Source organism: Paenibacillus plantiphilus (assembly GCF_927798095.1).
Taxonomy (GTDB): Bacteria; Bacillota; Bacilli; order Paenibacillales; family Paenibacillaceae; genus Paenibacillus_Z; species Paenibacillus_Z plantiphilus.
The window spans coordinates 56,003-81,850 of sequence record NZ_CAKMMF010000028.1; the positions used below are offsets into that span (position 1 = coordinate 56,003).

Annotated in this window: 16 protein-coding genes and 1 pseudogene; 2 read left to right on the forward strand and 15 right to left on the reverse strand. The window is 47.6% G+C overall.

Annotated elements, in window-relative coordinates:
* Positions 1-7: 7 nt before the first annotated feature.
* Positions 8-5,437, reverse strand: coding sequence for a polymorphic toxin-type HINT domain-containing protein (locus L6H65_RS20960; RefSeq protein WP_236344679.1), 5,430 nt, complete (start codon positions 5,435-5,437; stop codon positions 8-10).
* Positions 5,438-5,489: 52 nt separating this feature from the next.
* Positions 5,490-7,787 (reverse strand): DNRLRE domain-containing protein, encoded by a 2,298-nt coding sequence (locus tag L6H65_RS20965; protein WP_236344680.1) that lies wholly within the window; start codon positions 7,785-7,787, stop codon positions 5,490-5,492.
* 457 nt (positions 7,788-8,244) lie between these two features.
* On the opposite strand from L6H65_RS20965, the gene L6H65_RS20970 reads away from it, so the two are divergent.
* Positions 8,245-10,674, forward strand: coding sequence for a TIM-barrel domain-containing protein (locus tag L6H65_RS20970; RefSeq protein ID WP_236344681.1), 2,430 nt, complete (start codon positions 8,245-8,247; stop codon positions 10,672-10,674).
* Between the two features lie 145 nt (positions 10,675-10,819).
* Here L6H65_RS20970 and L6H65_RS20975 read toward each other — a convergent pair whose 3' ends face one another.
* Together L6H65_RS20975 and L6H65_RS20980 are read right to left on the reverse strand one after the other, a co-directional pair.
* Complete coding sequence (locus L6H65_RS20975) at positions 10,820-13,045, reverse strand: YhgE/Pip domain-containing protein (protein ID WP_236344682.1); 2,226 nt, start codon at positions 13,043-13,045, stop codon at positions 10,820-10,822.
* 108 nt (positions 13,046-13,153) lie between these two features.
* Positions 13,154-13,267 (reverse strand): annotated as a pseudogene (locus L6H65_RS20980) (TetR/AcrR family transcriptional regulator); the annotation flags it as partial.
* 791 nt (positions 13,268-14,058) lie between these two features.
* Between L6H65_RS20980 and L6H65_RS20985 the strand changes: the two are divergent.
* Positions 14,059-14,202, forward strand: a complete 144-nt coding sequence (locus L6H65_RS20985; protein ID WP_236344683.1) for a hypothetical protein — start codon at positions 14,059-14,061, stop codon at positions 14,200-14,202.
* Positions 14,203-14,768: 566 nt separating this feature from the next.
* Here L6H65_RS20985 and L6H65_RS20990 read toward each other — a convergent pair.
* From L6H65_RS20990 to L6H65_RS21040, 11 genes are all read right to left on the reverse strand, one after another.
* Positions 14,769-15,806 carry a LacI family DNA-binding transcriptional regulator gene (locus tag L6H65_RS20990; RefSeq protein ID WP_236344684.1) on the reverse strand — a complete coding sequence of 346 codons (1,038 nt, stop codon included), beginning with the start codon at positions 15,804-15,806 and terminating at the stop codon, positions 14,769-14,771.
* Between the two features lie 71 nt (positions 15,807-15,877).
* Positions 15,878-16,570 carry an MgtC/SapB family protein gene (locus L6H65_RS20995; protein ID WP_236344685.1) on the reverse strand — a complete coding sequence of 231 codons (693 nt, stop codon included), beginning with the start codon at positions 16,568-16,570 and terminating at the stop codon, positions 15,878-15,880.
* Positions 16,571-16,665: 95 nt separating this feature from the next.
* Positions 16,666-17,508, reverse strand: a complete 843-nt coding sequence (locus tag L6H65_RS21000) for a sugar ABC transporter permease (protein ID WP_236344687.1) — start codon at positions 17,506-17,508, stop codon at positions 16,666-16,668.
* Positions 17,505-18,746: a sugar ABC transporter permease gene (locus L6H65_RS21005; protein WP_236344701.1), complete on the reverse strand. Its 1,242-nt coding sequence runs from the start codon at positions 18,744-18,746 to the stop codon at positions 17,505-17,507. Before L6H65_RS21005 ends, L6H65_RS21000 begins: the two co-directional genes overlap by 4 nt.
* Before the next feature lie 141 nt (positions 18,747-18,887).
* Complete coding sequence (locus tag L6H65_RS21010) at positions 18,888-20,180, reverse strand: sugar ABC transporter substrate-binding protein (protein WP_236344689.1); 1,293 nt, start codon at positions 20,178-20,180, stop codon at positions 18,888-18,890.
* A 37-nt stretch (positions 20,181-20,217) separates the two neighbouring features.
* Positions 20,218-20,841, reverse strand: coding sequence for a histidine phosphatase family protein (locus L6H65_RS21015; protein ID WP_236344691.1), 624 nt, complete (start codon positions 20,839-20,841; stop codon positions 20,218-20,220).
* A gap of 135 nt (positions 20,842-20,976) precedes the next feature.
* Positions 20,977-21,597, reverse strand: coding sequence for a histidine phosphatase family protein (locus L6H65_RS21020; RefSeq protein ID WP_236344693.1), 621 nt, complete (start codon positions 21,595-21,597; stop codon positions 20,977-20,979).
* A 493-nt stretch (positions 21,598-22,090) separates the two neighbouring features.
* Positions 22,091-23,545 (reverse strand): catalase, encoded by a 1,455-nt coding sequence (locus tag L6H65_RS21025; protein ID WP_236344695.1) that lies wholly within the window; start codon positions 23,543-23,545, stop codon positions 22,091-22,093.
* Positions 23,546-23,756: 211 nt separating this feature from the next.
* A complete protein-coding gene (locus tag L6H65_RS21030) occupies positions 23,757-23,936 on the reverse strand; it encodes a hypothetical protein (protein ID WP_236344697.1) in 180 nt (59 codons plus the stop codon).
* Between the two features lie 274 nt (positions 23,937-24,210).
* A complete protein-coding gene (locus tag L6H65_RS21035) occupies positions 24,211-24,627 on the reverse strand; it encodes a 6-pyruvoyl trahydropterin synthase family protein (RefSeq protein WP_236344698.1) in 417 nt (138 codons plus the stop codon).
* A gap of 29 nt (positions 24,628-24,656) precedes the next feature.
* Positions 24,657-25,571, reverse strand: coding sequence for a pseudouridine-5'-phosphate glycosidase (locus L6H65_RS21040; RefSeq protein WP_236344699.1), 915 nt, complete (start codon positions 25,569-25,571; stop codon positions 24,657-24,659).
* Between the last annotated feature and the right edge of the window lie 277 nt (positions 25,572-25,848).

The following is a 25,848-nucleotide window of genomic DNA, read 5'->3' on the forward strand; positions in this document are numbered from 1 at the left end:
TACCCCCTTATTTATACCAATGCTCTCCATACTTTTCATCTATTTGTTTAGCAAAATCTTGTATTTCTTGAGGCGTTGGTGTCCTTCCAAGGGATTTGTCCCATTGAGCCCACTCAGTAGTTATTTTTGAATGTATTTTTGGGTCAACCCCATGCAAATATTTAGTTTCATGAATATTGATGTCTGCATAACTCATTATTGACTCATACTTTTGAGGTAACGTATGATGCACTTGGTAATGGCTTGGCATTCCGGGATTTGCATCTTTATATAGTTTACGATAATTATTTTTTGTAGCTAGAGGACAATTTGTGTTATGAACCCAAATCCCAATGTCCGTTACAAAGTACGTGTGATAATCAGCAACTGTAAAGTTGTATACAGTAACTGGTTCATCAAGCTTAATAAACTCAACCTTGTCAATCGTAAGATTATTTCCGTCAGCCTGTTGAAGTTTATCCCCCACTCGAAGTTTATCTGCGTAGACCCAGCCTTTACCTTCAACCCAGAACGGATGGTTGTCTGTTGTCTCGATAATTTGCTCGCCAACATACAATTTAATAATATCATCACGTTGGTTACGATATAAAGCTGTTACTTCCTTGTAAGCCAATTCTCCATTAGGGTTATTCTCATCCTTGGCAAGGACCTTATCTCCGACTTCAATGTCTTCGATATTTTTCTCACCGTCATCTGTTTGAACTTTTGTCCCTGCAGTAAAACAATTGCATCCTATGAGGTCCAAGGATGAAGCTGCTTTCCAGTTGTCATTTGAGTATTTGGTCGCTCGTTCAATCACTTCTCCTTCTTTGTTCATTAACTTAACAACGATTAGTTTTCCACCTTTTATAAACTTTCCAAAGGGAATGAAACCTGCCGCAGCAAGCGTTTTATCAAAAAAAGATGAATTCGGGTCAAGAATTGTTCTGATATCATCCAATATTACAAAATCAGCAATTTCTTTTACTGCCGCACCTGTCCCCGGACAGAACGAATCGATTCCCCCCACACAAACAATATGCCCCGTCGGATCAGAATACTTCAACGGATTATTATGCACATACGTATACAAATTCATCGTCAGCGGATTGTCAATCTGCCCTTCATACGTATCCTTGCTTATAAACCGCCCAACACTCGGATCATACCACCGTGCCCGCAGATACTGCAATCCTGCACTCTGGTCCCACAACTCGCCGGAATAGCGGAACGGGTTCGCTACGCTCTCCACCGTCGTCAGCGGATTGCCCCACATGTCATACGTATAGCGGTTCAGGCTCACATCGCCTGTACTGTTCCTCATTTCGACCACATCGCCATGACCATTATGCAAGTAGTATTGCTTGCCGCTGGCATCTTGACGAGCAATCAGCCCTTTGCCCCGGGTATACTCCGCTTTCATCGTTACATTGCCATTGGCTACAATGCCTTCTGCAATTATCTGATCGCCATCATAATAGTAACGAACTGTCGTGTTGTTCTCTGTCCGTTCATAGAGCAAACCGTCTCCGTTATATCTGTAGCTTACTTGCCCTCCTCCGCTCTTCGAGACACTGGTCAACCGATTCCACGCATCATACGTGTAATTGGTTTCCCCAACGGGAATATCCGGCATCCTGTCGCTCTTCAACGCGATCCGATTGCCGCGGTTGTTGTACGTGTACGTCTCGTTGAATTGCGAGGTGGTCGCTATCCGGTTCAGACTATCATAGCTGTAGCCGTATGCAGCAAGCGGGCCGTTCTGCCGGACCGTCTGGCCCGTGATGTTCCCGTTTCCGTCATAATCATAGTCAAAATAATTGATTTCACTCCCGTTGGCCTTCGTATGAATCAACGTATTAATCGAATAGCCGTCATACGTGAACGTACTCTTATTCCCGTTCCTCTGCTTGATTTCTCTCAACAAATTGTTGTAGTAGTAATCGTATTCAGCCTCGAAGACCGTCGTTGAAGGTCCAACTGTCTTTAACCGGTTCAAATTATCATAGGTATAGACGTTCACTTGACCGAACGGCCCAGTCATCTTATCACGCAGACCAAGCTGATTGTAGGTGTACGAGATTTTCTTCTGATCCGGGAATTGAACCTCTTCCAGCTCTCCTGTCGTGTTCTTATGGACATAGTTTGTTGTCCCCGTGCTATCCGCCATCGTTTTCCGACGCCCGGATAGATCGTACGTATATCCAACACCGTCATTCGGTCCAATTTTGGCAGTCAGAAAGTTTCGGTTGTTGTACTGATAGTGGAATTCTTGTCCCTTCTGATCCACAGTAGTCACGAGATTACTGTTTTTATCATAATACATTTTCTCGAACTGCCCCTGCACATCGGTTTGTCTCACCAGTCTTCCCAACTGGTCATAACGTTTCTGCGTTGTAGTGGCATCAGGGTATCGGATTTCCTTCAAAAATCCGGCCAGAGAATACGTATAGCTCGTCGTATCGTTTTTCGGGTCCGTAACGGAGCTCAAACGCCCCAGAGCATCATATTGATACCTTGTCGTATACTGAGCATCTGTAACAGCAATGACATTGCCCATGTCATCGTACTGCGTGGAGCTTAGTTGCTGAAATCCAGCCCCCTTGTTCTTGTTCACCTGTGACAAGATTTCCTGGCCCAACAGATCAACTGTCGTTCGGGACTGCACGCCCAGAGGATCTGTACTTGTCGTTGTCCGATTCAGCTCATCGTAACCTATTGTCGTGTAAGCACCGTTCGGAGGCGTTGTTTGGGTTACTCTGTTCCAGCCGTCATACAGATAGGAAGTGCGATGTCCGCTGCCATTTTGTTCCCATAACGGCCTGCCCAATGCGTCATAATCGTATTGCTTTACAATGCGGTAGGCCCCGTCCATAATACCTTCTTCCATCTTATGGCCCAACTGATCCCATTTCTGAATACTAGTAACACCCGTTTCGTCCACGACCGTTACTTGATTGGTCCAATTATTGTAGCTGGCGGTCATCGTCGACTGATCAGGATTCGTAACAGTAGTCAGTCTGCCTAGCTTGTCGTATTGATAAGTGGTGATGTGATTTTTTCCCGGTTCATGATTGCCATTTGTAAACGATGTAACCCGTCCGGTTGTGGGATCGTATTCCAGCTTATTCTCAATCGTACTCGATTGCCCGTCCGCATTCGTGACCTGAACGGTTTGTTTTATCGGGAACGCGCCTAAAAGGTCGTATTCCATCACATATTCAATGTTCCGGTCATCATCCAGAATGGTTGTTTTCCCAATATTCCCGTAGTTGTCGATTTGCTCGAACTTGCTATGGGCCAGCTTGGTTCCGGCCTGATTGGTAACAATGACCGCTGTAACTTTCCCCTTATTATTGCGCTCGTAAGTCGTATTACGAGTTTGATTCGCATCCACTCTCTCAGTTGAGGCAGCAAGCAGACGGCTGGTCGGATGGTATGAAAATGTCGTTGTCACATTAAGCGGATTGGTCTGTGACAGCACATTCCCATAGTCATCATAGCTGACCCTTTCGATGGTCGGCGTTGCGTTGGTTCCCGCTTTGTTGAATGTGTTCGTGGTCACGATCGGATTGGTGATCCGGCGCGCCTCATCATATTGAAAGGTTGTCGTCCGTTTCTCATCGCCTACTGTCTCTACAATGCTTTTCGTATAGACAGTAGAAGAATCGTTCACATAGACCTTGCGATAGTCAAACGTGGTACTCTTCAGCCCGTTCTGAATCGTTGTGCCGAAGCTAGCGATATCCTGAGCATTGCTCCCTATATCTGAATGATAGGTGAAGTCCAGCTTGTTGAACTCTTTGTTGTTGCCAACATCCTTTCTCGACTGCATCCGATAGATCTGCTCCCATGCACTGGAGCCCAGCGCCCGGTTCGTAACCGCCGATTCATAGGTATAATGCGTGGAAGCTCCCGTCGGATGGGTGATCTGGTTAAGCAGAAGCACGGGATTCGATTCCGTTGGAACCGTTCCGGATGCGGTAAATTTCGCGTTTCTTTCCTGATAATTAAATCGGGTGACCCGCCCAAGCGGATCCGTGACCTGTGTCAAATATTCATTGGACAATGTTTCAAAAGGCGGCCTCGGATTCCCTCTGTACTGGGTGCCTTTGTCATAGCGAACGATCTTGTCCCCTTGCGTCAATGTAATGCTCGTATCCGTATAGGCGATTGTGATTGAATTGTTGATCGCATCGGTTATGGAAGTCAGCACTTTGCCATACTTGGCATGCTGGGAATACTTGAATTGAATCGTATTATTGTAAGCGTCTGAGATTTGGATCAGTCGTCCATCTGTTGCAAAATGCTGATAAATGCCGTCCAGCGACTTGATCGCAATATACGACTGTTCCTGATTGACCACAACTGAAGTATCCGTCAGAACGGTCAAATCCTTCCACGGATAGCCTTTAAGCGTATTGTTGACGATCTCATAGGTTCCTTTGCTTCCCATATTCAAAAACTTCTGATCCCCAAACTCCGTCTCGATATAGGGAATGTCCCAAGTCCAGCCCGCTCCTAGCGGATAAAGCTGCTCTTGATACGGCTTATTCGTGGCTACATCTGTCCATATAAATCCTCCAACGCCAAAGTAAGTGGTTTCTATGAATGTATTGGAATTGGCTTTGATCTCCTGAACTGACCGTGTCTGATTACCGTTCGCATCCGGTTGTGACCAATTGTTCGCAAAGGCTACCTGACCGGCTCGCTGATAAATGTAACTCAACCATCGTATGGCATAATAGGAGTTTGACATGGTGGAGCTATCCTGAACATGGCTGGCATCCATTCTGAACTGCCCTTCATTGATGTATGAACGCGTTGTTTGACCAGTATGCGTATTATAGGTCTCCGTGTAACTGGTTGCATCATAATAAATGACACAATAGCAGACAATTCCGAACGACAGCTCTTTATCAAAGACATTGGCTGCAGAGGAATCATAATAACGATTCAGGGAGAAGGACAGCCCATTGCGTCCGGGCAATGATAGATCGGTTTCCTTCACCGTCAATTGACTGGTGACCGGTGAGATGCTCTCCGCGCCAGCATTAATCTGAAAGGGCGACTGGATGTTTTTCATATTCAGATTACTGATTGCAGATAAGATGCCTGGAGGAGGCGTAGGGTTGGACATCGTTGTCATCATACTGGCGTTCTTGCCATACACGGAGCCCGTTACGGTTGAATGATCCCCGTATACCGCATCAACGACCTGAGGAAGTTGATCTAGAATCGTAACTCCATCTTCATTAGTCGGTTGAATGGGCTGATCGATACGCTCGATAGTACTAGTTTCCTCTGTTTGAAACGGCGGATTCTCGAATGGCGGCACGACAGAGTACGCTTTTGCATCAGACGTCCTTTGATTGGCAGGCTTAGAACCCGCACTAGCGATGTTGATGCTTTGTAATAAGAGAGATAGAACAAGCATGGCTATTAATAATTTCCTCATTTAAAGCGCTCCTTGTATCGTGTTATATGGTATATACTTCATGGATTAATAGCTATCTCATTTCCGTCTGAATACTTGTTCTCTTAATTACATTGCCGTTCTGGTCATAGATATATTGGGTTCCCATACTGTAAAATCCCCATTGATAAGTGATAGATTGCAAACGTCCCAATGAATCATAGGTGTAGTTGAATGTATTGTTGTTAGTGGAGTTCTGCACAGGAGTCACTGCCCATTTGTAGAGACCACCAGTATAAATGGCTCTGGCAATACGAACATAATAAACTTTTCCTGCTAACGTATTGAAGTCAATCTCCAGATTTTGTTCAAGTTCAATCGAATTGGATAAAGGTACGATCTCCTGCATATTTTCATCAAATATTTGCACATTTATTTTTGTGCTGTTTGAATTTGCCGCAGTAAGATTTTTCAAGGATAAGTGAGTGGCTCCTGTATGGGATGCAGTAAATTTAAAGAAATCCACCTTGTCCACATCAAAGGCAAAACCTCCATAATAAATTTTATTCATTTCGCTCATAGATACATTTGAATTGGTTTCTGGAGCGTCTATGAAGTCTATTACAACATCTTCTCTATAAACTTCATTGCTCCAGCTTATTCCGTCAAATACAGACACCTTGAACCTCCATAGTCCCTGTGAAAGAGGAACTTCAAAGAAATGACCGAAATAGTTCTTACTATTATATTTTTCTCCCGACTCGTAAGTTTGAGTTCCGTCAACTTTATAACCCGAAACCTTGTATTTCACCTGTGAATCAGAATCGGGGTCACTGTATTTCCAATTTAAATGCTTGTCCCCGATATACAAAGGAAGATGACTCATATTGAAGCTCACACTTGGCGGTGAGTTTACTGTACTAGTTTTATAATTGACAGAGAGTGTGTTTAAATTACAAGAGCACTCCATAGAAGGAGTCCATTTCATCCAAAGCCGCTTCGTTGTTCCCGGACCGCCTGAGCCAACAGGGTAGAGTACCATCGATATTTTTTTTGCTGAATGTGGAGTGTATATATTTTCAAAGCTGCTTCTAGTCATAGCTGTAACATCCCAGTATAAATAACCCGTTTGCCATAGTTGATTACTTGTTATCCTTTGTACCCCCCCACTGTCAACCGTAGTGTGATTTGGACGATTATAATAGGTAAGTGTTTGCGCATCCCAGTTTCCAGTGACCTGATAAGGAATAATATCTACATAAGCCGAAGGCTGCATTTCAAAACTCGACATTTTTGCACCAAGGATAGCGCTTGTAATTTGCGCATTTTCCGGTATCTGGTTTAGCGCAAACCTGAAATAAGATAAATAAATATCTCGCGTGCTTCCGTTGTAGCTTTCGCCTGCCCATAATGTAGTAGGATGTGTCGTGCTTGGATAATACGATGATGCGCCAGCGCTGTTCCCTCCATATGAATAAAGGCCGACACTCGGATCGACCGTTATCGGATAACTCATCCCTGTCGTATCAATTTCGATATGAAGCACGTTCTTTTTGCCTTCGACAGCAATCGTGGGCTGAATATATTTGATCGTTCCTTTATCGTCCTCCATCCAGAGTGGTTCGATGAGCAATTCCCCCAGCCGGAGGTCTTCCTTCAGCTTTGTATTTACCTCGAACGAAAACTTCTTGGGGGCGTTTTCATTCTTCAGATAAATAAACTCCTTCACACCTCCGTTCGTTACGATGAGATCAACATCGGTGTGCTTCCAAACATTCTTGTAATGAATGCGATTCTTTTCCTTCATATCGATCGAGCCAATGGATTTATTGGCATTAATCGGTTTAAAAGTCAGCTTGTCTGTCCCTTTGGCAATCGAATAGCCCTTGCTGTAATCCTTCGGAATGACCGTATCGAATGGCACTTTAACTGATCTGAAATTTGTTTGGTTCCTATCTATTCCTTTCTTCGCCTTCGCTTTGTTGTTGTTCGTAATCTCTTTTGCCTCTCTGGCAATATCCTTCGATACTTTCATCGCAGTGACATCAATGTCCGCTTCGTCAACCAATGCTGTGTTAATCTCTTCCCAGTTGTTAGCCTCGTCCTGATAATGCAGATTCTCTTGGTGTATTTCCGCTCTCATGGTCCCGTCATCCATAAGGAAATGCTTAGCGTTATGTGTTCTCTTTTCTTTCATTTCTTTCACTGCTTTAGGTTCAACTTCTGCTCGTGGCTTGGATGCATCCGAGCTGCCTTCGCCCGTGCTGCTGTCAGATTCCATTTCGATTGATGAAGTATCCTTGTCCTTCGATTTGCCTATGGCAATACTGGGCAGCAACAGCATCAAACACACGATTATTAACAGCAATTTAATGATTTTTCTGTTCCCCATGACCAATCTCCCCATAAATGTTTTTGTTCAGAACTACACTAAAAACCATGTCAACATCCGACTATCAAAAAAAATGCTCCCCCTTTCAGCATATATTCTTGTATTTCCATGACATCTTATATTAAGTAAACATTATTTTCATTAAGACATTTTGTCGTTAAAAGTCGTAAATTATATTTTCATGAATATTTTTAGCATATTTACAAAATATTTAGGTGATGTTCGCATAAATAATAAGCCACCCATAATACATTTCATTATTCTGTCATTGGAGCTAACTCAAGTTGTAACGATGAGCGGATTAATACATACATATGACCTTATTAATAGAAACCCCCTCACCAGCCTATCCACCCCCAATATTTTATGTAAATATTATCAATACAACTTATCCATTCTCTTGCAATTTAGGTTACAATCAAAAATATATAACTACATCAATATATTGGGGGATATTATGGAAGCTTCTAACCGCAACCGGAGAAAGCTGTTGATCATTGGGGGGATTGCGCTCGTCGTCATCGCGGCGCTGATCGTTTTTTGGATGAACCAGGGCAAGGAACAGAAGAGTGAAGAGAAAAAGCCAGCGTCTGAGCAATCCAATGTAAGCGCTTCACCAACTTCTGACGACAATGCCTTGCAAGTCGTCAATTCCACGGCTGACCATCTCGAGCTAAGCTCCGGCAAGGACATCATTGTCGTCGATGTCATTCAAGCCGACGCATTAAGAGTGCGGGTTAATCCCAGCGGTGCTGCGGATGAGCCGGATACGGAAGTAATCGGAACCCGCGACTTTGATCCCGCAGGGTCTACGATCGACATCAGCGGGGACCCGATCACCCTAACAACCGACCAGATGAAAGTCGAGATTGATAAAAAGAATCGCAGCATCGCGGTTTACGATGCGGCGGGCAAGCTGCTGCTCAAGCAGGAGGATGTACGGCAAGCACTGGAAGACAATCTCGCCTTCACACACAATGAGGGTGACTTTCTGTATGGCATTGGCGGCTACAACGCATCTGAGATATCGACAGACGGCATGCTCCAGAACGGCCTGAAATCAGTCAAAGGCGGGCAGCAGGGCCATGCCGGAGCGCCATTCGTATGGAGCACCGCAGGCTACGGCCTGCTGGTGGACACCATCGATGCGTCCTACGGAAACATCGATAATATCATTTCCTTCAGCCAAACCTCGAAGGAAAGTTCCCATTACTATTTCATGGTAGGCGATCCGACCGCAATCATGTCCACGGTAGCCGACATTAGCGGCAAGGCCCCGCTATTCCCGAAGTGGGCGCTCGGCTTTATGAACAGTGAATGGGGCATTGATGAAGCAGAGCTCATGCAGCATGTCCAGACCTACCGGCAGAAGCAGATTCCGATCGACAGCTTCACGCTTGATTTTGACTGGAAGGCATGGGGAGAAGACCAGTACGGTGAGTTCCGTTGGAACGAGAAGAAGTTCCCGAATGGCTCATCCGGCAAATTAAAGCAGACGCTCGATGGAATGGGCATTAAGCTGGCAGGTATTTTCAAGCCGCGGATTCATGTGGAGACTGAACAGGGACAATATGCGACCGAGCACAACTACTGGTGGCCGAATAAACCGAATTATCCGGATTATTTCTCTGAACTTCCGGTCAATGATTTGGATTTCTCCCTGGAAGAGGTTCGCAAATGGTATTTTGAGCATTCCAAGCAAGCGTTCGATACCGGTATTATCGGATGGTGGAATGATGAGGCCGACGAGGGCTACACGACGACGCAGTTTATCAATATGCAAAAAGGCTTGTACGAGGAGCAGCGCAATTACTCCGACAAACGTGTCTGGTCGCTCAATCGGAACTTCTACCTTGGCGCTCAGAAATACGCTTATGGATTATGGTCGGGTGATATCTTAAGCGGCTTCAAGGCAATGGCCAACCAGCGGGAACGCATGCTGTCGGCGGTCAATGTCGGACAAGCGAAGTGGGGAATGGACACCGGCGGCTTTCAGACCAACCCCATGCCGGACAACTACACGCGTTGGATGCAGTTCAGCGCATTCAGCCCCATCTTCCGCGTTCACGGCAAGCTGGATCATCAGCGGCAGCCATGGGTATACGGCGAACAGGCGGAGGCAGCGACAAAAGCAGCGATTGAGCTGCGCTACAAGTTGATTCCTTATATCTACTCCTATGAACGCAGAGCGTATGAAACAGGCATCGGGCTGGTCAAACCGTTGCTGATGGATTACCCGCAGGACCCAGCATTGGCCAATCTGGTGGATTCCTGGATGTTCGGCGACTGGCTGCTAGTCTCTCCTATCGTTGCCGAAGCAGAACCGACCAAGTCCATCTATTTGCCGCAGGGCACTTGGATTGATTATACGAACGGCACAGTGCATCAAGGAGGACAGACAATCACCCATCAGGTGGATTTGGCGAACTGGTCGGACATCCCTCTCTTCATTAAGAAGGGCGCGATCATCCCATCCCAGCAAGTTATGAATTACATTGGCGAGAAAAAGGTAGAAACCGTAACTGTTGACGTATTCCCCGATACAGCGCAGTCCGCTTTCGCCTACTATGATGATGACGGTGCAACGTATCAATATGAGCAGGGCGGTTATTTCAAGCAAACGCTGTCCGCACAGGAGAAGGACGGTCAAGCGCACTTCCACGCCTCAGCCAAGGAAGGAACCTTCACACCGGATCTGCAATACTATCTGGTCGCCATTCACGGCCAGTACGGGAACAATGTAACCATTAACGGCACAGCCGCTCACAAGGCAAACAGCCTCTCTGAATTGAAGAGCGAAGGCTGGTTTCAAGGGAAGGATGTTTACGGCGATGTAACCTATGTCCGAATCAAAGCAGGAGATGAGCGCCAGATAACGGTTGAATAATTGTACAGACCGCATTCCAGCATAAAAAGGGGCTGCCCACTCAAGCAGGAGAAGAAAACCTGCTTGGGAGGATAGCCCCTTCTCAGATTAGGGCCAACTCGCGATTGCGGGTTGGCCCTAATCATTGTGCATGCTATGCTGCAAATTATACTGCCTGCGTCTCCATACCTTGCGCAGCCTGCTTGCGATGAATAATTACAAAATAGCTCAAAGTAATTCCTGCGAAAATCAGCGTGAACACGCCGAGAATAGCCGCATTACTCCACATCGCCGAGTAGTTTCCGCTTGATATGACCTCCTTGAATCCCGCGACTGAATAAGTCATGGGCAGCCAAGGCGTTACTTTCTGCAGCCATGTCGGGATCAATTCAAGCGGGAACGTCCCTGCTGAGGTTGTCAATTGGAAGATCAGCAGTACGATCGCGAGGAATCGGCCCGGATTCTGCATCGTCGTCACGAGGAACTGGATCAGCATCATGAACGTTATGCTCGTCATAATTGAGAACAGCATGAACAGCGGAACACTCTTCACTTCCAGATCCAACAGGATCAGCAGCGCCGCATCTGCGATCAGCGCTTGAATCGTTCCCGCAGCAATAAGCGTAAGCGCCTTGCTCCAGAACCAGTTCAGCCCGCTTGCCGGACGAATCGCCGGCTCGCGTACAGAATAGACAATCGTCATAACCAATGCGCCTACAAACAACCCCAGCGACAAGAAGTACGGCGCGAAGCCTGTACCGTAATTCGGCACCTCATTCACCTTTTGCACATCGGCCTCAACAGGACCGGCAAACATCTCAACCGCGGAATCTGTTGCATTCAGCTCGGATGTCTTGGCTGTCGCATCGCTCAGCTTGCTCGACAGCTCCTTCGAGCCGTTATCCAGCTCATTCATTGCCAGATTCAACTGCTGCGCTCCATCCTTTAATTGGGATGAACCATCGATGAACGGATTCACATTGCTTTGCAGCAGGTCCAGTCCTTGATGCAGCTCAACCGCGCCCTGGGACAGCTTCGCGGCTCCGCCTGCCAGCGCCTTGCCGCCATCCTTCGCTTCGGTAAGCTTCGTTCCGAACTGCTTCATGCCTTCCGCAGCTTTCTTCGCTCCATCCGACAGCTTCTTGCCGCCCGCAGCAAGCTGCTGACCGCCGTCTGCTGCATCCTGCAGCTTGCCGTCGAATGTATGCAGACCGCTTGCCAACTTCACAAGTCCGGTATGCAATCCGCCTGCGCCTTCGTTCAATTGTTTCTGCGCCTCAGCCGAGCTTGTCAGACCATCAGCGAGCTGCCTGCTTCCAGCCAGCAGCCCTTGAAATCCGGGATCTTGCGCAAGCTCTGCATGCTTGCCCGCCAGCTCCTCCAGCCCTTGAGCAAGCTTGGCTGCTCCCTGCCTCAACTCTGCAGCACCCGCTTGGGATTGCTCCAATCCAGCTGCAATCTTCTCGGATGCCCGCTCTGCTTGAAGGGTGCTCTCTGTCAGTGTGCCGCTCCCCTTCGCAAGCTGTGTCAGGCCATTGCTTAAAAGCTGTGAACCGCTCTGCAGCGATGCCGCGCCTTTGTCCACCTCCACAACACCCGCTCCAAGCTTCTGCTGAGCTTCATGCAGCGCAGCAAGTCCGCTTGCTAATTGACCTGCACCACCATTGAGCTCCACCGTGCCTTGCTGAAGCTTCGAACCGCCGGCTTCCAGCTTCGCAACGCCATCCTTCAATGAAAGCGAGCCGCTTACTAGCTTGCCCAGGTTCTGTTCAATTTGCTGCGCCCCATCCTTCACCTTGGACGTTCCGTCCGCCAGCTTGCCCGCACCATCGCTCGCCTTGCCGATACCATCGGACAGCTGCTCCACTTGGTCGAATACCGTCCTAACATAGACCTCCGTTATTTCTTTGTTCAAAGCTTCCTTCAGCTTCTCAACAGCCGTATTGCCGATCTGGGAGGCCAGAAAGTTATAGCTCTCATTCGGCAAATAAGTGAACCGCGCCGCGGTCGGATGCTCAGACGTCAGACTCGTTGTTTTCTCGGAGAAATCCTCTGGAATTTCAATCGTCATATAATACGATTTGTCGTCCATTCCGGCCTTGGCTTCCTCCATTGTGACGAAGTCCCAGTTGAATTGCCGATTTTCTTTCAGCTTCTCCACGAACTCCTCGCCAATATGCAGCGCCTTGCCATTGAACTCAGCGCCTTGGTCAGCATTTACAACCGCGACAGGCAAATCCTCCAAACGATCATACGGGTCCCAGAAAGCCCCCAGGAACATCGCCGTGTACAGAACAGGAACCATCAATACTGCAATAACGGGGATAAGCACCTTGCGGTTTCGCACGATGGACGACAGCTCGCTGCCAAATTGACTTAAACCTCTTCTCATCTTTCTCCACTCCTCAAAATAAATCCAAAATATTTAATGACCATAACAGTCATTTAGTCATTGTTGAGCTAAAAAAAAGGCAGCCACTTAGCTCGGCGCCAGCCCCTCCTTGCCTACATGGGCGATTCCTGCAATCTGATCCATCGTCATCGCCTTATACCCGAACAAGGCAAACGACTTCGATGCCGCATCCACAATAAGCTTCCGTCGGTCAATGACCATTCTCCCTTTTAGAACTTAATGACCAATTTAATCATTTGGTCAATTGTTGTCTGAAACTTATATTACCACGATCATTTTGCTATTGCAATACATGAACACATGCATATGCACTTACATGAGCACCATACATAACACAATGCATCGCACACTACCATCAATCTGATGTCGTTGACGTCACCCTCCTAAAATGAAAATGGGTGCAGCTTCATCACTACCAACCGTCACAAATGGCAACTGTGAGAGAGGCTGTACCACTGGCACTATGCCAGTATGCTGCGGCAGTTGATGCCACTATGCTGTAGTAGTATGATGGCCACTATCCCAGTGGCAGACCAGCCGCCATCACGCGGCGTCAGTATTAAGACGTTTTTTCCGTGCTACAGCTGATTTTGCGAGGATTAGTTGTGCTGTAAGCAGGTTTTCCGCTTTATAGCTGCTTTGAATCCGCTAAGCTAGGCTGTCGCAGAGCGTTAAGACGTTTTTTCCGTGCTACAGCTGATTTTGCGAGGATTAGTTGTGCTGTAAGCAGGTTTTTCCGCTTTATAGCTGCTTTGAACCCGCCAAGCTAGGCTGTCGCAGAGCGTTAAGCGGGTTTTTCAGTGCTACAGCTGATTTTGCGAGGATTAGTTGTGCTGTAAGCAGGTTTTTCCGCTTTATAGCTGCTTTGAATCCGCCAAGTTAGGCTGTCGCAGAGCGTTAAGACGTTTTTTCCGTGCTACAGCTGATTTTGCGAGGATTAGTTGTGCTGTAAGCAGGTTTTTCCGCTTTAAGCGACAGAGAAAGCAACCGAAATGGCTTTGCCCACCGCTATAACACGATTTTTCCTGCTTACAGCACCGTTCGCGCTGCCATTTCTTGCGTTAACACGGAATTTCCCGCTTACAGCGATAGCAGCAGTAGACAATGCCTTTGCTGCAATCGGGGCCATTATCTAATTTCGTATAAAGTACATCTCCTGCATCCAATATAGCTGCCCAGAGCCGGAGTAACTGCAATAATACATCAACTATCACCAGAAACCAGCGTATACCGCACTTTTTTGAGTTTTCACTGCACTCTTTATACGAAAATAGAAAGTAACTCCTAACTCCCTTTTTTAATCTGAGGGGTGATGTCGCTGACGTCATGAGAGCTTTTGCAGGTAAGGGCTTGAAATCGTCCATTCCGGCCATGTTAACTGTATTTATGCAGCAACGCAGATGCGAACAACGGTTGGAACGGCGTACCGATGCAGAGGACCGCCCTGCGGAGCCATGGACTTGTTCTACAGCCTAAAAAGCCTGAACCGCTTCTGCTAATTTCAGCACAGCACCTGAAATAACAATTTCGGCTCCTGCGTGCTAGGCTAGGCTATTCTCATTCCAGACATAGCGCCGACGGCGAGCTTATTCATGAGAGATGCCATGAGAGATGCCAAATTAGCAGAACAATAAAAACGCCCGCTGCAGCCGTCATCACTCTCAGGACGGGCTCCAGCAGGCGTTGCGTATACGCGTACACTTCATTTCTTAAGCTTCACACGTTGAGTCGATTGGCGTTCTAGAATTTCCGACGGGAGCGTAACGCTCTTCTTGACGGAGGCTTTGGGCTTATCGTGGATAAGATCGTACAGAAGCTGGAACGCTTCTGCGCCCATCAGATCCGGGTTGAGATTCACACCCGTAATGGATGGTGACATTTTTTCCAAATATGGCGCATTGCTGAAGCAAAGAATTCCGACATCCTCTGGGACGCTCATCCCCTTGCTCTGGCAATATTTCAACGCGGACAGCGACATCATGCTCTCCATCGTCATAATCGCATCGAAGGTTACGCCTTCCTCTAAAGTCGCATCCAGCACTCTCGTAATATCGTTCTCTTCATTCTCGCTGTAGACTACATGCGAGGCGGCTGTATCGAGTCCATGCTCTTCAACCGCGCGCTGATAGCCATGAATACGGTCATACATGACATCCTGCTTCAGTTGATTCGTAAGGAACAGAATCTTCTGATAGCCCTTCTCGATTAGAAACTTGGTCGCCATATAGCTGTCGCGGATGTTGTCATTATGAATCGAGAATACATGATGATTCAAGCTAGTGCCGATCATGACGAACGGAATTTCCCGATCCAGCATGCTCTTGAGCAGCAGATCCTTGTCCGATCTCAGGACGCTTGTGAAGATGAAGCCATCCACTTGCTTTCCCTTATAAAGCTTAATGCAGTTCGCAATCTGCTCTTCAACCGTATGCGCCATCTGGAAGTTCACATTGTAGTCATACCGCCTTGCAGCATTCGAAATTCCGAAGAGCACATCGCTGAAGAATGGATTGGTCAGCTTATATATAGGGTTTCTCGCGATCGAGAAGCTGATCGTGCCCGGCTTGCTCTGTGCAATTGAAGATTGTGTCGGCACATAGTTGATCTGTTCCATCGCGGAGAGAACCTTGGCTTTCGTATCGCTTGCAATGTTGCCTTTATTCGTTATTACTCTCGATACTGTTGCAGGCGAAACACCCGCAAGAAGCGCGACATCTTTAATGGTAGAGATTACAATCACCTCATAGATCGGCAGAGTTTGATGACAAATCTACCATTTTACTTTATATTACTACGATTAAAGGTTTTAAGCTATCCCTCTAGCTTCAACGATTTCACGCCTGGCAGCCGATTCAGCTTGTTCAACAGCGCGATTCGAATCTTGTTATTAGAAGCAACGAAGGTAACCGTTACCTGCTGCATCGATTTGCCGAATTGCTCATCGTTGTCGATACTAATATTTTTAACGCGAACCTCTTTGGCTGTCAAATAGTTCTGCAGCTCATTCAAGCAATTCGAGCCTTTCACAATCTGAATTCTTAATATAAGAGACCTGCCCGCCGCCATAAAACGGTGCTCAATCTTATTCAATATTCGAAGCGAGCCGAAGACCAATGCGCAGCAGATGATAGCCGGATAATAGAATCCCGCGCCGACCGCCAGTCCAATCGCCGCCATGACCCATAATGTCGCTGCCGTGGTCAAACCTTTGACAGACAAGCCCTTCTGCATAATCGTGCCCGCTCCAAGAAAACCGACTCCCGTAATGACTTGAGCCGCGAGCCTCGCGGGGTCCATCCGCACATTCGGCTCATCTGCGAACATCTCAAAGCCATACATGGACAGCAGCATAATTAGCGTAGAGCCCATACAGACGAGAATATTCGTTCTCAGACCTGCCGCATGATTGTTCATCTCCCGTTCGAACCCGATAAGTCCTCCCAGCAGGAACGACAATACAAGGCGAAATGTCAATTCCAAAGCATCAATATGCCATGGATTCATTATTATCCACCCCCTCTCTTACGCTTCAAGCAATCATCGGCGATGTCCGCCTCTGCCAATGCGCATTGCAGCGAACTGGCAGAGGCAGCGTCACATTAAGTTTTGGATGCGCCAGCGGTGAGTCCTGAGATCAGGTAGCGTTGGAAATACAGGAATACCGTTGCGATCGGAACCGCAATTAGAATGGAACCCGCTGCAAAATGCGTAAAGTTGCTTCCGAATTCCCGATTGACGTAATTGTACAAGCCCAGCGCCAGCGTGTAGTTCTCCGGGCTTCGAATAACGATGCTTGGAAGCAGGAAATCCATGAACGGCGCCATGAAGTTGAACAGAGCGACAACCGCAATAATCGGCACTGCCAGCGGCAGGATGATTTGAAAGAAAATGCGGAAATGTCCTGCGCCGTCAATCTTCGCGGATTCATCCAGATCTCTCGGAATGGTATCGAAGTACCCCTTTACCAGAAACGCATGGGTCGGGATCGAGGTCCCCACATAGATGAGCGTCAGACCGACCAGCGAGTCCAGAAGTCCCAGCAGATTAAGCAGAATATAGATGGCGACCATACCCATTAGCACGGGGAAAATTTTGACCAGCATAAGAACGAAGAGTCCGTTCTTCTTCCCGACAAACTTATAGCGCGAGAACGCATAAGCAATCGCCAGCGTCACAATCAGCGACAATATCGTCTTCGCCACTGCGACGATCAGCGTATTCTTGTACCACAGCAAATAGTGGCTGTCTTTGTCCGTGAATAACCAGATGAAATGCTCCAGCGATGCATTCTTGGGAATGATGGAGGCATTATAAATGCTCGTACCCGGACTGAGCGAGATGCCCAGAACCCAGACCAGCGGATACATAATGACGAGAAACATAATGAAGATGACCAGATAGATGCCAGTCAGCTCCAGCCTGGATTTGAATTTGCTCCTCATCGGTTATCTCCCCCTTCCTTGAACGAACGCGTCCGTCTGAATTGAATGAATGCAAAGGCGGCCACGATGATACCGAGCATGATCGAGATAACCGCTGCCATGTTGTAGTTCATCGTATCGAACGTCAGCTTATACACCCATGAAATAACGATATCCGTCGATCCAGCCGATTGTCCCCGAACTGGCGGACCTCCCTGGTTGAACAGATAAATAAGGTTGAAGTTGTTGAAATTGCCCGTATATTGAATGATCAACAACGGCGCCGTAGCGAATAAGACATGCGGCAGCGTAATGAAACGGAATTTCTGCCATTTGTTCGCGCCATCCACTTCCGCCGCCTCGTACCAGTCACCCGATACACTTTGCAGTACACCCGTGAACAGAGCAAATACGAAGGCGAAGCCGAGCCATACCTCTACGAAAATAATCGCTACCTTCGTCCACATCGCATCCGTCATCCACGGAATATGAATACCGAACGGAGCCAGCAACAAATTGTTGACCGCGCCGAACTGATCGTTGAACATCCCCGCGAAGGTCAGGATCGATACGAAGCCCGGTACAGCCCATGGCAAAATAAGAAACGTACGTATAAACTTCTTAAACCTTACCCGTTTGTCATTGACGATAACCGCCAGGAACAGAGCAAGACCAATTTGCAAAGTCGTAGCAACCAGCGTCCATATAATCGTCCAGGATAAAACAGAGAAGAACGTTTCACGCCAGATTGGAACAGAGAACACATTGATGAAGTTTTCGAAGCCTACCCAGCTGAGCAGAAAGCGCGGCGGGGAATTATAAATGTTATAGTTCGTAAACGCTAATGAAATCATGAACAGCAGCGGCAATACCAGTACAAAAATAATCATGAACAGCGCCGGGGTAACCAGCACATAAGGAAAGCTTGAATTCCAGGCTGTCGTGAAACCTTCGCGAATGGTCGTTATTCTCCAGCCCTTCTGAATCTTAACCGCTTCGCGCCTGGCATCAATCAAGTTAATCACATAGAAGGTGAGTGCAAATACGGTCAATATAATCGATATAATGCCTCGGATAAGCAGCGAACGGGAATCGTCCACCCCTTCCAGCGTGCCAAGCGTAACAATGCCCCAATAGCCGATGTTAAGGAATTCACTGAATACGCTCAAGAAAGAAGCGCCGACAATAAAGAGCAATAGCCCCTTCAAATATCTGCGGTTATACACTTGTCCTAAACCCGGAATAATGGACAGCAGCATGGCGGTCGTCGGGCTATGTTGTCGGGAAGCGCTGCTGTGGCCTGCGCCTTTTCCCTTCTCGTTCTGATCTTCCAAGAGTTAACCTCCTAACGATAGATGGATGAGGATTGAAGCCAAAGCCAATCCTCATCCCGGAGCTATCTATTTTTTCGACTGGTTAATCGCAATTTGTTCCTTGATTTGAGCAACTGCTTCGTCCAAAACTTCCTTGGCGTCATCACCTTGCGAGATGAAAATGAGCGCATTCTTCATCGGCTCCCACGTCTGTGAGATCTCTGGGTTATTCGGTGTTGGCGTAGCTGATTTGACCTGCTCGGCAACAGCGGAGTAGTACGGATGCGACGTAATTTTGTCGCTTCCCAGACCGCTCAATGTAGCTGGAATCTCGCCTGAAATCTCGAAGTACTTCTCAAGCGATTGCTCGTTCGTCATGTAGATTGCAAGCTTCTGAGCCCATTCCTTGTTCTTGGAGAAAGGAGAGAGAACCCAGCCTTTAATACCAAGGAAGGATGGCGGACGATTGCCGTTCTCCATCTTAGGCAGCGGAACTACACCCAGCTTGTCGCCAAGCGACTCCTTGTAGTTGTTCAGCGCAGCAGGCACGGATACAACAGCGCCGACAGTGCCTTGCTTGAACAAGCCGTCCATAATGTCAGTTGTAATGGACTGTGGAATATAGCCCTTCTGGAACCAGCTTTGAATCAGCTTCGCGCCTTGAATCGCGCCTTCATTGTTCAGGCCGATATCGCTTGCATCATAGCCATTCGTTTCATCGTATCCGAATACATAACTGCCATTGCCCTGCAGGAACATGTTCGCATAATAGAAGTTAATGCCATCGAGAATAAAGCCGTACTTCTTCTGTGCAGCGTTATTGAAGCTGTCCGAGAACTTCTCAAGATCGGCCCACGTCTCAGGCGCTTCCGGTATCAGCTCCTTGTTATAATAGAGGACAGCCGTCTCGACGACCATCGGCAGATTGTAGATTTTTCCTTGCTGCGTAACTGCTTTGATCGTGTCCTCTGAATAATTCTTCAGCACTTCTTCATCCAGAGTGAAGGGCTCCGCAAGTCCTTGCAGAACGTTCTTGCCCATGGAATTATGCGTTGCCCACCACAGATCCGGACCTATTCCATTTGGACCGTCGAGGGAGAATGACTTGGCTTGCTCACGCGCATTAACAGGTACAACTTTAACCTTGACGCCTGTCTCTTGCGTGAATTTCTCAGTAATCTCGCGAACCGCTTGAATCTCCTTCTCGGCTTCATTCGCCCAGATCATGAGCTCCTCAGGCTTAGTCGCTTCGGTATTCGTCGACTGGCCATCATTCTTTCCCGTGTTTGTGCCTTTATTCTCATTGCGATCCGGTCCGCAAGCCGCAAGAGCAAGCGTAAGAATAGAAATAACGAGCAACATCGATGTTCTTCTTAACATTGAAATATCCCCCCATTAAATGTGTTCCATTCATTAACTAGTCAGAAACGTGGGGCCCCAGATGGTCTGTATGCACTTTCGCAGACAGGCATTTGCCCTCACTGTTCATAACAAACTCCACGACTCCCGCGTTATAGACAGGTATCTTGTCGCCAGGATTGGCGCTCCGCTTCAAATCCGCAGTAGATTGCCCATGTCCAAAAACTACAATGTGTTCATCCGATCCTGTCCTTGGAGCCAGATGAGCGTCATAGAAGCGCTGAACACGCGCTCCAACGATACGCTTATCCTCCGGCCATACCGGCCACCACTGCTTGCTCTTGTCATGCGTATCAATAAACTCCACATCCGAGTAAACGCTTTCAATCTCGCCGCAGCTTTGCCAGTCATAATCGCGATAATCGGTCCACTCCTCCAAGAACATCTCAGACATCTCTGGAACGAGAATAATCGGCAATTGATGTGCCTGGGCAAGCGGCAGCGCGGTGAGAATTGTTCGGCGCAGTGGACTGCAATAGATCGCTTTAACAGGTATATCGCTGAAAAAGGATGGAATTTGTTCAGCCTGCCAATATCCGACTGGCGACAATTCGCAGTTTGCCCCTCCGCCTTGCTTAATATTCATCGTGGATTGTGCGTGTCTGATGACGTATAGATGCACTGAGGTATTCACCTCCTCTCAGTAAGATAAAGCAGCATTTGCTTAACCGATGTGGCGATCACCGCGCGCGGTGTGACGTTGCATGACCGCGGTCGACGATCATGCAGGACGCTGCGATGGATCGCCACCTGTCGATTAAGTTCGCAAGGCCAGCTCCAGATGCTCTGTAAGATTAAGTTTCCGTACTTCTGTCTCGTTATTCTTAATAACGAAAACATTGACGTTCGTATTCGATTGATGGAAATTAATCTGTGCCTCGCTGGAAATCTGAAGGATCTCTCTAATTAAATAATCGTTGAACGAACCGTGAGCAAACATCGCAATACAGTCGTCCTCATACTCTGGCTGCCGAAGCTTCCGGACCATTGCCTTAGCCCTTTCGGCTGCCGTCTTTCGCGTTTCTCCGCCCGGATAAAGCCATCCGTCCTCTTCCATGCTGCTGCACAGAACGACCTCTGGATACAGGCGGCTCATTTCCTCCCTCGAAGGACCGATATAGGCGCTCCCTTCACGGAATTCGTAGAGATCCTTCCACAGCTCAATCTGCAGAGACATTGTTTCGGACAGCGGCTGTGCGGTTTGAACCGCTCGAATTAACGGACTTGAAATAATGCGTGTAACAGGCTTCCGACTTACGTACTTCGCTACCCGCTCAGCTTGCTTCATGCCTAGCTCAGTTAAAGGAGAGTCGGGCATATCCTCATTCACCCTGATGTTGCCTACGGACTGTCCATGCCGGATAAGAATTAATTCCATTTGCCCTCCATACGATGAATCATGATAATGTGATCACACAGCTTGCAACAAGCAATGATTCGTATTCATGAAAAAATGATGAAATTAAAGCACTTACATTTCATTTTATTTCATAACTATTAAACCACATTTCATGAAATATGTGAAGGGGTTTCAATCAAATTATTTTCTTCCAAAAAGCCGCTCCAATGCTTCTATTTCACGAAACCCCTACATTCCAACCCAAAATCAACCTAAAAAGTTGGGTCAAGGGGACATGAAAACTGTTTGAAAACTGCTTATAAACGAATGCATAGACACTGAAATTTATTCGAGTAATTTCAGTGTGAATCCTCACCGTATTACATGTATATTTCATACTACCCATCATTATCCCAACACTTGTATCATTCTATTGCAACAACGAAAGAGCCTCCATTCCCACATCAACCAGTGGTCTTGGAGGCTACACTTGCTTGCTGCCAGCTGAACACAGCGGCTATGCGCTCGCAAATTATCTCGATTGCTTAACATATGGAGTAATATCCACCTGCAAGCTTGCTGCCAGCCGCTCGCCGAGCTCCTGATCGGCTCGGTAGAAATTGCAGATAGCCAACAATTTCGTCTGCTCGGATACCGCTTGAAGATCAGCCGATAGATTGCCCACTACCGCTGTCTGCTCTTCCTCCGAATAACGGCGCCATACTTGGCCCGCTTGTCCAAAATCGTTCTTCTTCTCTATTTTCTGCCGCACGGCCTCCCCTTGCACGGGATACGGGATATCCGCATAGGCGGGATCTTCCTTGGGGGTATGCTGATGACGATTCGGCTCATAATTAATATGATCCCCCTGCTGCTTAATCGGCATTGCTCCATCACGCTGGTTGTTGCTCACCTGTGCGAATGGACAATTAATTGGCAGCTGCAAGTAATTGGGTCCAATCCGATGGCGCTGTGTGTCCGAATAGGAGAACAGGCGTCCCTGCAGCAGCTTGTCCTCAGAAGGCTCGATCCCTGGCACTACAACCCCGGGATTGAAGCCGATTGATTCCGTCTCGGCGAATACATTGTCTGGATTGCGATTCAGCGTCATCGTACCGACATGCTGATAAGGAATATCCTCTTCGAACCAATCCTTCGTCGGGTCGAGCGGATTGAAGTCAAAGCTGTCCAAGTCGGCAGGATCAAGCACCTGCACATACAGATCCCATTCCGGGTACTCCTGGCGCTCGATAGCTTCATATAAATCGCGGCTGGCATGGTTGAAGTCGCTTGCTTGTATCGCAGATGCTTCCTCAGCGGACAAATTTTCCATGCCCTGCTTAGTGACCCACCGCAGCTTGGTATACACCATATTGCCATATTGATTAATCCATTTGAAAGCGTGAACGCTTGATCCCCTCATATGGCGGTAGCTGGCCGGAATGCCTTCATCAGAGAACAGATGCACGAGCATGTTCGTAGATTCCGGGCTGAGCGACATGAAATCCCAGTACCGGTCAGGATGCTGAATATTGTTGCGCGGGTCAGGCTTCAGCGAATGAACCATATCCGGGAACTTCATCGCATCGCGAATGAAGAAGACTGGCAAATTATTGCCGACGAAATCATAGTTGCCCTCTTCCGTATAAAATTTCACCGCGAAACCTCTCGGATCACGCAGCGTCTCGGGAGAGTGCTGACCGTGAATAACCGTAGAGAACCGCGCGAACACAGGTGTCTCCTGACCTTCATTTTGCAGGAAAGCCGCTTTCGTATACCGCTTCATACTGTTGGCTAGCTTGAACACGCCATGCGCTCCAGCGCCACGGGCATGAACAACACGCTCCGGCACCCGTTCCCGGTCGAAATGGGCGAGCTTCTCCAGCAGCTGATAATCCTCCAGCAATGTCGGACCGTTCACGCCGGCGGTTCTGGAGCTCTGATTGTTTCCGATTGGAACACCTTGATTCGTCGTTAGTTTTGTCATCCTGTATTCCTCCTCAAAATTATATTAATTAGAATAATTATTAATAAGCATCAACTAAATCTATTCTATCTGCTTCAATAACGAAAATCAATATTATTTTATAATAATTATAATTTAAATTCACTTGCCAGTTCTGCACAATTTGCACAACAAAAAAGGAATGCCGCTAACTGGCACCCCCTCTATCATACGTCACACTGACGTTATTCCACTAGCTTTGATTACGAAAAGCGTTGATTTCCGACTCGCCCTGATGCAGCTCTTTGATCATATTTTTGTAAAAGCTGTTCTCCTGTCCGCTCAATCCCTGCTTGTTACTCTTCAGAATCATACTGCCGATATTACGCTTTAGAATCTCATTCCGACGTCTCATCATTTCAACATAAGTCAAGTTAAGTAACCTCCATTGCTGCGAAATTATTGATCTCTATTAAGTATAGCGCTCTTTATTTTCAATGAAAAATCGACTAAGAGGCCATGAGATCAGCTGAATCACGCTAAGCAACGGTACACTTCCCTCACAGGAGGCATTCGAAGATATGCTGCCATATACTCCCGATTCCCTACGATCAGCACGATAACTGCCGCTCCAGGATGGAATCTCGTACTATGAACTTGCATTCTGAACTTGTATGCTGAGCTTGTATGCAGAACTTGTATTCCAATTAAGTTTCAAGGGCTTCACGATAGATGACATAGCTCGACGGATTCTCTCTTACGAGAACTTGCAAGCATTTCGGCTTGTTAGGCATTTCCTTCAGCGCGTCTGCGACAAGATGATAGACAGTTTTGGCAATCCCTTCAGTTGTTGGGAACTGTTCGGCAAACTCGGGATGATCATTCAGCACCGAGAAGTCGAAGCGTTGCACAAATTCATTGATCACTCCGAAATTAACCAGAAAACCAGAGTCCTGAAGCTCATTGCCGACAAGTGTAATGCTGATTATAAATGTATGGCCATGCATATTGCGGGAAGCCCCTGCAGACTCGTGGGGATTGAAGTGCGCTGCAGCAAGCTCGATATCTTTGTTCAATTCGAATTTATAAGAATGCGGGACAGACGGATAATATTGAAACAGCATGTTAAACAGCTCCTTTATCTATTCAGTCATCAATCTATTCCATTCGTTTTTCCTCGCTTCGCCAAAGCAACCGCAGTCTCGGCCGCCACACAAGCAGCTTCCACAATAAGCGCCCGATTAGCAGCCGCCGAACGACCTAGCGTAAAGCTCTCAATCGCGCGGATAATATGCGGTGTCACGCCCTTCCCGCCTGAGTGACCGTATGCTTGGTCCAACGCAAACTTAATGATCGACTCAATCTCATCGCCATCGAAGGCACTTGCATGCGGAATCGAAGCTCCTAGAACAATACCTGTCTGCAAACCCAGCCCCCAATGGGCAGCTGCCATTGCAGCGATCTCCTCGCCGGAGTCAACCCGAAGCGCCGAATAGGCCGAGTCATGGACAAAATAACCGGGAAACCGCTCATTTTTAAAGGACCAGACTGGCACACCAAGCGTCTCAAGCGCCTCCAGACTTTTGCCGATATCGAGAAACGTTTTGATGCCGCCGCATGCCATAATAACAGGCGTAGAGCCCATAATGGTCAAATCACCGGAAATATCCCACGTATCCACGACATCGCGATGAACACCGCCAAGCCCTCCAGCAAGCGCGACCTTAATGCCTGCTTTATGGGCAGCCCACGCAGTTGTTGCCGCAGTTGTACCGCCGCTGTATCCTCTCACCATCGCCACTCCGAGATCCGCAGTTGTCAGCTTAACATTGCCTTCAGCCTTCGCCAGCCGCTCCTGCCCTTCCCGTTCCATTCCAATTACCAGCTTGCCTTCCGACAAAGCAACAAGCGCTGGTTCCGCACCACACTCACGGACATGATGTTCAATTTCCGCTACGAGATCGAGAGCGTGCGGGCGAGACAGACCGTGCGTGAGCAACGTCGATTCTACCGCAACGACCGCCCTCCCCTGTTCGAGCGCCTCCTGAATACGGGGCGAGAATTCCATACTTTCGTCCCCCTAGCTGCAAGTTTCGCAAAAAAATGATCCTTTCGAAAATAATCCCTTCGAGCGAGCGACACGCACTCTGTTAATACGCACTCTGTTAATACGCATTCTGTTAGGCGGTTTTTCATGCTTACAGCGCGCTCGCCATCGGATTTGTTGTACCTCTGTCAAGAAAGTAGACACAGAAACTAAGCGCCCTGGTGTTGCTCGTAGTACCTTTTCTCGCATTGATGCGGGGTAAGATAACCGATCGTCGAATGGATGCGGATCCGGTTGT